Source organism: Bradyrhizobium sp. AS23.2 (assembly GCF_001908185.1).
In the GTDB taxonomy this organism is placed as follows: domain Bacteria; phylum Pseudomonadota; class Alphaproteobacteria; order Rhizobiales; family Xanthobacteraceae; genus Bradyrhizobium.
In genome coordinates this window covers 1-7664 of the sequence record NZ_LGHM01000004.1, presented here as the reverse complement: position 1 = coordinate 7664, position 7664 = coordinate 1, and the positions used below count along the sequence as shown (strand labels likewise).

General features: G+C 61.9%; 8 protein-coding genes and 1 pseudogene. 3 read left to right on the top strand and 6 right to left on the bottom strand.

Annotated features, from left to right (window positions below):
* Positions 1 to 198, top strand: a pseudogene (locus AC630_RS45120) (ABC transporter ATP-binding protein); the annotation flags it as partial.
* Positions 199 to 226: 28 nt separating this feature from the next.
* Here the strand turns inward: AC630_RS45120 and AC630_RS00395 are convergent.
* The 3 genes from AC630_RS00395 to AC630_RS00385 are packed head-to-tail and all read right to left on the bottom strand — an operon-like array spanning position 227 to position 3175.
* Complete coding sequence (locus tag AC630_RS00395) at positions 227 to 1225, bottom strand: SIS domain-containing protein (protein ID WP_074116539.1); 999 nt, start codon at positions 1223 to 1225, stop codon at positions 227 to 229.
* A gap of 11 nt (positions 1226 to 1236) precedes the next feature.
* Complete coding sequence (locus AC630_RS00390; protein ID WP_074116541.1) at positions 1237 to 2187, bottom strand: N-acetylmuramic acid 6-phosphate etherase; 951 nt, start codon at positions 2185 to 2187, stop codon at positions 1237 to 1239.
* A gap of 19 nt (positions 2188 to 2206) precedes the next feature.
* Entirely contained in the window at positions 2207 to 3175 is a 969-nt protein-coding gene (locus AC630_RS00385) for a glucosamine kinase nucleotide-binding domain-containing protein (protein ID WP_074116538.1), read from the bottom strand.
* Between the two features lie 372 nt (positions 3176 to 3547).
* On the opposite strand from AC630_RS00385, the gene nagA reads away from it, so the two are divergent.
* Positions 3548 to 4447: an N-acetylglucosamine-6-phosphate deacetylase gene (gene nagA, locus AC630_RS00380; protein ID WP_245330209.1), complete on the top strand. Its 900-nt coding sequence runs from the start codon at positions 3548 to 3550 to the stop codon at positions 4445 to 4447.
* 41 nt (positions 4448 to 4488) lie between these two features.
* Complete coding sequence (locus AC630_RS00375) at positions 4489 to 5691, top strand: aspartate kinase (protein ID WP_074116537.1); 1203 nt, start codon at positions 4489 to 4491, stop codon at positions 5689 to 5691.
* Positions 5692 to 5901: 210 nt separating this feature from the next.
* Here the strand turns inward: AC630_RS00375 and AC630_RS00370 are convergent, their stop codons facing one another.
* From AC630_RS00370 to AC630_RS00360, 3 genes are all read right to left on the bottom strand, one after another.
* On the bottom strand, positions 5902 to 6594 hold the full coding sequence (locus AC630_RS00370; RefSeq protein ID WP_083636081.1) for a cyclic nucleotide-binding domain-containing protein: 693 nt from the start codon (positions 6592 to 6594) through the stop codon (positions 5902 to 5904).
* Positions 6595 to 6696: 102 nt separating this feature from the next.
* Positions 6697 to 6867, bottom strand: coding sequence for a hypothetical protein (locus tag AC630_RS00365; RefSeq protein ID WP_245330208.1), 171 nt, complete (start codon positions 6865 to 6867; stop codon positions 6697 to 6699).
* A gap of 248 nt (positions 6868 to 7115) precedes the next feature.
* On the bottom strand, positions 7116 to 7307 hold the full coding sequence (locus AC630_RS00360) for a hypothetical protein (protein ID WP_143197712.1): 192 nt from the start codon (positions 7305 to 7307) through the stop codon (positions 7116 to 7118).
* Positions 7308 to 7664: the final 357 nt, after the last annotated feature.

Genomic DNA, 7664 nt, shown 5'->3' with positions numbered 1-7664 from the left:
ATCCAGCCCTCCATCAACGAGGAGATCGCCGAGACGTTGCAGAAACTGATCAGCGAGAAGAACCTGGCGATGATCGTGGTCGAGCAGAAACGGGAGTTCATCGCGGTTCTGGCGAAACGTGTTCTGCTTATGCAAAAGGGATCGATCACAGGGGAAATGACCGCAGCGGAGTTGCTCGCCCACGACACCTTCCACTGAGCTAGTCGTGAGCCCAAGCAGTCAGCTATCAAAACGTCTCGGTGATCTTGCTCAGGCGAGGAGGACGGTCCGGGTCAAATCCGCAGGCGCGCGCCGCCTGCTCGATCATCCGATAGGCTGGAACGAGCATGGTGATCGGGTCGGTAGCGGGGTCATCCTCGGCCAGCCAGGGCAGCGAGCCATGCGGTCCGCCGCATAGATGCAGCGTGATCCCTTGCTCGCGCAATTCTTCCGCCAGCGCGTCCACCGTGGCCGCCGTTTCATCCATGAGGCGCATCATGACGACCGGTGTGCGCGATGATAACGCGGCCCGCGGCCCGTGCTGCAGCTCGGCGGAGCTCAGACCAATGGAAGGCAGGCGCAGGATTTCCGAAAGTTTGAGCGCGACTTCCCGCGCCGATCCCAGGCCCAGGCCCCGGGCCGCCACAAACACGGCTGACGCCTTGGCGAGATCGCCGGAAATCCCGGACCAGTCGAGCGCGAGCGCGCGGTGCAGGCGCTCAGGCAGCCTGTCGAGCGCCGACCGCAGCGCATGATCGTCCGCCAGCTCGGCAACAAGTCCCGCGCTCGCGGCCATCGAGCCGATCACGGTCTTGGTCGCCGCTACGGAGTGCTCTTCTCCGGCTTCGATCGGAACGACGAACTCCGCTTCGTCAGCCACCGGCGACGACGTCGCATTGACGATGGCAACAGTGTGGGCGCCCGCAGCGCGGGCCGACCTGGTCGCCGCGACGAGATCCGGGCTGCGCCCGGATTGCGAGATCACGATGAACAGCGCATGACGCAGCATCAAGGGCGTACGAAATGCCGTGATCACCGATGGAGCACTGGCTGAAACGGGCAGACGAAGCCGCGTCTCGACGAGGTATCTCAAGAAAACTCCGGCATGCCCGGAGCTTCCCCGGCCGCACACGACGCACAGGGGGACGGAGCCAATCCCAATTCGCTGTGCGATGTCGCGCGTGGCGGGGCGGCTGCGAACAATGTTGGCGACGACATCCGCGCTCTCTCCGATTTCACTCGCCATCGCGGATGTCGTCACGGCTCGACCGCTCCGCCTCGATTGTGCGCGGCCGTTGGGTGCCGGTCGCGATGCAATTCACGATTCCTGGCGAGCTCGGCAAACACGCGCCGAAGGTTGCCGTCACAGTTTTTCAAAACGGTCTCAGCATCAATCCTGTCGACGCCCAACGCCAAAAGGGCTGCCGTCTTGATGTCTCCCCCGGCCTGCTCGAGCGAGCGTGCCGCGTGCGTGGGATCACAGTGCGCGATTTGCGCCACCATGGCCTCTGCACGCCGCTTCAGCTTGGCATTGGTCGGCGGCATGTTCACCATCATGCCGCGATACACCCGGCCAAGGCGCAGCATGATCCCTGAGGAGATCAGGTTGAGCACGACCTTCTGCGCGGTACCCGCCTTCATCCGCGTCGATCCGGCGATCAGCTCGCGGCCGGTCTCGATCAGGATCGGAAACTTTGCCGATGCCAGGAGTGCGGTGCCGGGATTGTTGGCGATACCGATCGTCACGGCACCGAAAGAGCCTGCCTGCTGCAGCGCCGCGACCGTGAATGGCGTTGTCCCGCTGGCGGCAACGGCGATCACCACGTCGAGCGGCGTGAGCCGCGCCGCATCAATCTGCGCGACCGCATCGTCGATATCGTCCTCCGCGCCCTCGATGCTGGTGACGAACGCGCTGTCTCCGCCGGCGACGATAAAGCGGACGCGCTCTTTGGGCCAGGCGAAGGTCGGTGTCAGCTCGGCGCCGTCCTGGACCGCCACGCGGCCCGAGGTGCCGGCGCCGACATACACAATGCGTCCGCGATCGCCCAGCGCCGCCTTGGCCGCTTCGGTCGCCGCAGTGATCGCAGGAAGGGCATGGCCGATCGCCGCGACTGCCGCAAGCTGGCCCTCCCACATGGCTTCCATCGCCGAGGACAGCGACCATGCATCAAGATCGGCAAAACGGGGATCGACGTCTTCGGTGGCCATCTGGTTGATCCATGCGCCCTCATCCGCGGGACTTCGAAGCCTGTTCATGATCGGTTTCTCTCTCGGGCAAATCAAGCTTGGGCAGATCTGGCTTGGGCAAATCTGGTTTGGGCAGATCAAGCCGCCCTCGCGCCACCAGCAACGCGCCGGCCACCGCGTCGGCGTCAGGAGGCCTCAGGCGGGCGCGCAGATCGGGCGTCAGCCAGGGCGTAATGGCATCCGCGAGCCCGCCTACCAGCGCGAGCCGATCAATTCCTCTCGCCAGGAACAGACCGAGCAGATCGCCAATGGCATCGGCCGCGCGTTCGACAATGCGACGGCCGACCGGATCGCCCTCATTGGCGTGCCGCATCACCATTGGCGCGAACGCTGCGTAGTCGGTGGCCCGGGCGTCTTCAGACCACGCCACCGCCTGATAGGGATCATGATCGAATGCGCCCAGCACCTCTGAAAGCAACGGGGTCAGCTCGCCGCGGCGATCCGCGGCCCGCAGCGCCAGTCGAACGACCTGCAGGCCGATGTCGGCGCCGCTGCCTTCGTCCGACACGGGAAAGCCGTAACCGGCGAGACGGATTTCGCGGCCGCCAGTCAGGCCAACGCCAACCGAGCCCGTGCCGGCGACCACGATCGCCCCGTCCGCGCCGCTGTGGGCGCCGAGACAGGCAGCCATGCCGTCGCTGATGAAGATAGCGGATGCAAAGGGATGCGCGATGTTCTTGAGCGCAGCTTCCGCGCCCCGGCGGCCAAGCCCGGCGAGGCCAATTCCGGCGTGCATCCGCGAAAAATCCTCGCGCGCCAAACCCGCCTGTGCGGCAGCGGCTTCTGTCGCCTCCATGATGGAACGCCAGGCCTTTTCGACGCCAATGCGGGTCGTCGCAGGTCCCGAGCTTGCTCCGCCGAGCAGCCTGCCGTTTTCGTCTTCAATCCGGGCGCGGCAGCGAGTTCCGCCCCCATCAATGCCAAGATACGTGGTACCTTTTGTTCCCATCGGATGTTAACGCGAGGGCTTCGGTCCGGGTCCCCCAATGCCTAGATGGGGAACATTTGAGGTTTCGGCACTCGCCTCACGGGTCTGTGACTGCCACTCTCGGATGAATGCTGATGGGCGACTGCACCTCTTCCGACGTTCTGACGATTGCAGCGCCGCAAATCTTTGACGGTACCGCCATGTGTGGGCCGGGGTCGGTCAGGATTTCGCAAGGCCGGATTGAAGGCATCACCCTCGGAGAGTCAGAGCCGCGCGCGTCGATCCAGCTTTCCCAAGATGCGATCCTTGCACCCGGATTCATCGACACTCAGGTGAACGGAGGCGGGGGGCGTTCTTCTCAACGACGAGCCGACCGAGGCTGGCGTTCGACGCATCGTCGCTGCGCACCGCGCGGCGGGGACCACGGGCTGCCTGCCGACCCTCATCACCGACCGCAGCGAGGTCATCGCGCGATTGGCTGCAGCAGCCGAGGCGTGCCTCAAAATTCCCGGCGTGCACGGCTTTCATCTGGAAGGTCCGGCCCTCAACAAGTCTCGTAAGGGCATCCATCCGGAAGCCGAGATACGCGTGCCCGATCGGCGCGATCTCGCCGCCATCAAGAGTTTTGGGGACTGCGGCCGCTCCGTTGTGACGCTGGCCCCGGAATGCGTGCCCGCGTTCATGATCGATGAATTGATCAGCGCCGGATTGCGTATCGCCGCCGGCCACAGCGATGCCACGGCATCCGAAATCGGGCAGGCGGTCGATCGCGGTGTCTCGGGGGTGACCCATCTGTTCAATGCCATGTCGCAGTTGAACGCCCGGGAGCCGGGCCTGGTGGGCGCCGCGCTGGGGGATGACCGGCTGTTTGCAGGGATCATCTGCGACGGTATCCACGTTGACCCCACCGGTTTGCGTGTTGCCTTCCGCTGCAAGGGACGCGATCGATTGATGCTGGTCAGCGATGCCATGCCCTTGGCGGGCACGAACGACCGGCAATTCATGCTGCAGGGACGGCAGATCACGCTGCACGAAAATCGCCTGACTGGTCCCGATGGCACACTCGCGGGCGCTCACCTCACCATGATCGAGGCGGTGCGCAACGCTGTTGCGCTGGCCGGAATCTCGCTTGTCGATGCCCTCGTGATGGCTTCGCGGACGCCCGCGGCATTTCTGGGTCTTGAGTCCGAGCTTGGGCGGATCGCGCCCGGATACCGCGCGGACCTCGTCGCATTCCGTCCGAACTTCGAAGTCGTCGGCACATGGATAGGCGGTGTCGCTTCGATGGGCTAACGCATTATCCGGAAGCGAGCGAGGCTTCTCACGGAGGTTAGATGAGCAACCATCCGGTCGTCGTGCAGAAATATGGCGGTGTCTGTCTCGAAACACCGGCGAAAATCCGCGCGGTTGCGCGCAGTCTCGCCGACCTGCATGGACAGGGCCATCGTGTCGTGGCGATCGTCTCCGCCATGGGCACCACCACCGATCAATTGATCCAGATGGCTTATCAGGTAAGCCCTGCTCCCAATCGCCGTGAACTCGACATGCTGCTAACGACCGGTGAGCGCATCAGCATGTCCCTGATGAGCATGGCGCTTTCCGATCTCGGCGTGCCCGCGATCAGCTTCACCGGCAGCCAGGCCGGCGTGATGACCGACGACTCCCATTCCTCGGCACGCATTCTGGATGTACGGCCCATTCGGGTGCGCGAGGAACTTGATCGTGGGCGCGTTGTGGTGCTGGCTGGATTTCAGGGCGTGAACCCGGCGACCAGGGAAATCACCACGCTTGGCCGGGGCGGCAGCGATACCACGGCCGTCGCGATGGCCGCGGCGCTGAAAGCCGAGCGCTGTGAAATCATCAAGGAGGTCGACGGCATCTGCTCGGCCGATCCGCGTATCGTGCCGGATGCAAAGCCCCTGCGGCGAGTGGACTTCGCATCGCTGTCCGAAATGTGCTTCTGGGGCGCAAAGATCCTGCACTTTCGTAGCGTAGAACTCGCGCAAAGTCAGGATGTGCCTCTGGTTCTCAAGCAGTGGAGTGGCGTTGAAGACAGCACGCAAGTAATGAAGGAGGTTGCGGGCATGGAAAACGGAAGGGTTCTGGCCGTCAACTCGATGGCTCGCATTGAGTACGTGGAAATCGATTCCACTGATCTCAATCACGGTTTCGAGAAATTCGCGCAGCATCTCAAGCAAAACAGCCTGTCCTGGCCGCAGCTCCTCGCATCACACTTCACGACGGGAAAAACCAGTATGACCGTGGCCTGTGATACGGAGTGGCTGGATGCCCTGTTGCGCACGCTGGAGCACGCCAAGGATCTGCGCAAGCAGCGCGAGGCCTCGAGCTCGGTGAGTCTCACCTGCTTCGGCGGCGTTTCGTCGGAATTGCCGTTCAGGGCGTTGCAGGTTCTTAGACATCACGGCATCGTCCCCGACAGTTACGTGTTGTCGCCGCATTCGGTCAGTCTGTTCGTCCCCGTGGAGAGCCGCGAGGCCGCGGTTCAGGCGTTGCATTCGCTTGTTCAGCAAGCGTAGCTTCGAGAAGCGGCAGGGATCGCTTCGCTTACGTCTTGCTCTCCAATATTGCCGTGAAGTTTGCATTTTCCGTTGCAAATGCAAACTGATGACGTGTTTGCATTCGTGCATTTTCATGCTCGGACTTTCACCAGCGCACACATCAACTGACTGTTGTTGTCGGGAAATCCGCTAAGTCGCCTAAAGCAGATCGCTGCTTGTTGGTGTTCTTCAGCATTCGTCGAGCGGCACTCGCCGCCGACTCTCAAGAGCCTGCATGCGGCCTGTGTGCGCCGGCAGGTGGCGTCCCGTGTTCGCCAGCAGTCGGTTGATCGACAGCTTCAGGAAGTAGAAAGCCAGGGCGGGATTCGCATGACACACCTGGGCGAGCTCGCCCTCAGTGAGCCAGAGCAGCTCGACATCGGAAATAGCCTGAGCGGTCTGGGTGCGCTCATGTGCCGTCGAGAAAACGCCAATTTCCCCGAACAGATCTCCCGCCCCCAGAACGAGATCGATTTCATTGAGGCGTACGCTTCCCTTTGCAAGCAGATAGATGCAATCGGCGTACTCGCCTTGCCTGAAAATGATCTCCCCGGCCTTCCACGTCGCCGCTTTCATGAACGGGCATAGCGGTTCGGTTGTGAATTCGCCCTTGGACGCTTGCTCCACAATTCGCCTGACGCGGCACATTTGGACTGTTCGGACGACGTTAAGGGGCAGCAGAACCGAGTGAAGGATGAGGATTGGATACAAGCCCTCGAAGAACGCGTATGCCATGAACGCGACATTGCTCAAGATGGCCGCGATCCGAAGCGGGAGCATCGTCTTCATGCAAAACGTGGCGAAGACGAGAACAGATGCGAGATAGCCGGCGGCTTCAACCCAGGACTTTGAGCCGCAGAGCAAAACGTCTGAGCAGCGCATTTCCGCGTCCTTCTATGAACTTGCCCCTGAAGAGCGCGACTACCTCATGTGGCTCAAAGGGCTTGGATACCGAAGCAAACGCAAAAATCAGATGCTGATCGGCTAGAAGAATCCGGCACTGAGATCCAGCCCATAAGTCACCGACAGCAGCCACACCAAGAGGGCGGCTCCACAGAACAACGCGGTCTGCTTGAGGACGTTTGCCTGCAATGACGATGCGGGGAATATCCGGGCAAAAGCGTTTGCAATCGCAGCAGTTGCAACGGCGCGCATGATGATCTCCAGGAGTTGGCTAACGACTGGGCGTTGGCGAGCGCCGTGCTTCACGCACGAGCTCGCAATTCCGCTCTCGGCGACGGCGGGCTTCTTCGATCTCCCAGAATGCGCAGACAAAGCAGGCCCCAAGGCAAAATGAAACCAGCATGAGCAAAAATGCCCGATCGCTAACGGTCTGGATCACACAATTCCCAATGCAAATGAAATCTCGGCTCCAGGCAAATGACGCGCCAACGGTGCCTCGATCAGGGAATGTTGATCGCCGGCAGCTGGCCAGTAGGTCGGATCAACGCTTTAGCGGGTGGCTCCTGCGCGAAGGTCGCGACTGCAATCAAAACGGCGCATGATAGGGCGATGAAAAAGCCGAAACGCCATCGCCTCTCCGTCCGGTCGTCGTCGGGCGTCCCAAGCCGGCGCGCGCCCATTGCTGTGCGCATCGTTAATCTCCGAATATCGTGACGGTGAGAAGACCAGTCTTCCCAACACGCGCACTGAATATCGCGCCACTTGATGCGCCTGGGAACTACCTAGAAAGGTGGTCCGGTGTCCCTTATGCTCGCCGAGGGGCGGTGACCTGCACACTCTTTTCGGGGGCATGCATCTATCCACGGATTCCACCAATCCGCAGAATCAAAATGTCTATGCACTCTGGGATCGGTAACGACGAGCGAAGGCTGGTGGGCGCGGCAGGACCCGAACCTGCAACCAGATCGTTATGAGCGGGAGGATAAAGGACGCGTTCATTGAATTTAATTTGCTACATCTTCGTCCGGGATCAAGCGCATCCGCTGCTA